Below are 1,814 nucleotides of genomic sequence, written 5' to 3'. Positions count from 1 at the left end.
GGGTGGGGGCGGCACTGGGCGGTGGCCCAGAGCTCCTTGCCCTCCAGGGCTTCGGCGACCGTCGTCGACAGGACGCCGTCGTAGGACGTGATCTTGCCGTCGGCGATGGTGAGCAGTTCGGTGGACATGCCGAACTTGGCGGCGAGTGGTTGGAGGAGCTGCGTGCGGACCATCTTGGCGGCTCGTTCGACCGCGCCGCCGGAGACCCAGGTGTGGCGGCCGCGGGCGCCGGGGCCGGCCGGGGGCTGGTCGGTGTCGACGGCGGCGACGTGCACCTCCTCGATGCCCAGGACGTCCTGCACGATCTGCCGGGCGAGGGTGGTGAAGCCCTGGCCGGTCTCGACGGCCGCGCACAGCACGGTGGCGACGGGACCGGTGACCTTCACGGTGGCGGTGGAGACCTCGTCGGTGCCCTCGGCGCCGAGCATGTGGACCATGCCGAGCGCGTGGCCGACGCCGCGTCGCACGGCGGCCGGGTCGCCGGCGCCGGCCGGGCCGCCGGGCAGCAGCCATTCGGTGTCGGGGTCGTCGTCCTGGCCGGGGGTCGGCGGCAGGGGGTGTTCGCGGACGGCCTGGAGGAGTTCACCGACGGGGGCCGGGCAGGTGACGGTCTGGCCGGTGGGCAGGAGGTCGCCGGTGGCCATGACGTTCCGGGCGCGCAACTCGGCCGGGTCGAGGCCGAGTCGCGCGGCGAGCTTGTCCATCTGGCCCTCGTAGGCAGCGCACACCTGCATCGCGCCCTCGCCGCGTACGTGGCCGGAGGGCGGGTTGTTGGTGCGCACGACCCAGCCGTCGACGACGGCGTGCGGGACGACATAGGGGCCGGCGGCGAACGAGACGGCGGCGGCGAGCGCGTCGGCCGACGCGTCGGCGTAGGCGCCGCCGTCCTGGAGGATCTGCGCCTCCACCTTGACCAGCCTGCCCTCGCCGTCGGCGTGGTGGCGGTAGCGCAGCATGGTCGGGTGCCGGTGGGCGTGGCCGAGGAAGGACTCCTCGCGCCCGGCGGCGATCTTCACGGGCCGTCCGGTGCGCAGGGCGAGCAGGGCAAGCGGGAGCAGGAAGCTCAGGTCCTCGCGGTCGCCGGTGGCGCCGGGCACGGCAGTGACGACGACCTTGACCTGCTCGGGCGGCAGGCCGAGGCAGGCGGCGATCTGGTCGCGGTCGGCGTGCGGGTCGGTGGAGGCCGTGTACAGCTCGACGCCGCCGTCCTGGCGGGGGACGGCGAGTCCGGCCTCGGCGCCGATGGGCGCGGTGTCCTGGCGGCCGATGCGGTAGAGGCCTTCGACGACGACCTCGCCGACGGCGTCCGGGTCGCCGTAGCGCAGCGGGATGTGGCGGATGAGGTTGCCGTCGGGGTGGATCGGCTCGGCCTCGAAGGCGGTCTCCGCGTCGGTGACGGGTTCCAGCACCTCGTAGTCGACGGCGATGGCGGCGACGGCCAGCCGGGCGGTGTCCGGGTGGTCGGCTGCGACGGCGGCGACGGCCTCGCCGTAGTGCCGTACGACGTCGCGGGCGAAGACCGGGCGGTCGGCGACGCGTCGGCCGTGGGTGGCGTGGCCGGGCACGTCGGCGTGCGTGATGACGGCGTGCACGCCGGGCATCGTGGCGGCCGGGGCGGTGTCGACGGCGCCGATCCGGGCGTGCGGGTGCGGTGAGCGCAGCACGGCCACCCACAGCAGGCCCTCGGCCCACAGGTCGGCGGCGTAGGGCAGGGTGCCGAGTGCCTTGGCGAGCCCGTCGGCGGCCGGGAGGGAGGTGCCCAGGCCGTGCGGTTCGGCGGTGGCCGCCGGGGGCAGCGGGGTCCCGGCGGCGGG

The 1,814-nt window shown here is 75.7% G+C and carries 1 protein-coding gene; it reads right to left on the bottom strand.

Going from position 1 to position 1,814, the window contains the following annotated elements; translation table 11 throughout:
• Positions 1-1,814, bottom strand: a 1,814-nt coding sequence (locus FNX44_RS26540; RefSeq protein WP_438948048.1) for a xanthine dehydrogenase family protein molybdopterin-binding subunit, incomplete at both ends; no start/stop codon positions are given.

It is taken from the genome of Streptomyces alkaliterrae, from assembly GCF_007097205.2.
GTDB lineage: Bacteria > Actinomycetota > Actinomycetes > Streptomycetales > Streptomycetaceae > Streptomyces > Streptomyces alkaliterrae.
Note: the sequence above shows the minus strand (reverse complement) of the source record. Positions and strands in the feature narration are given on the sequence as shown.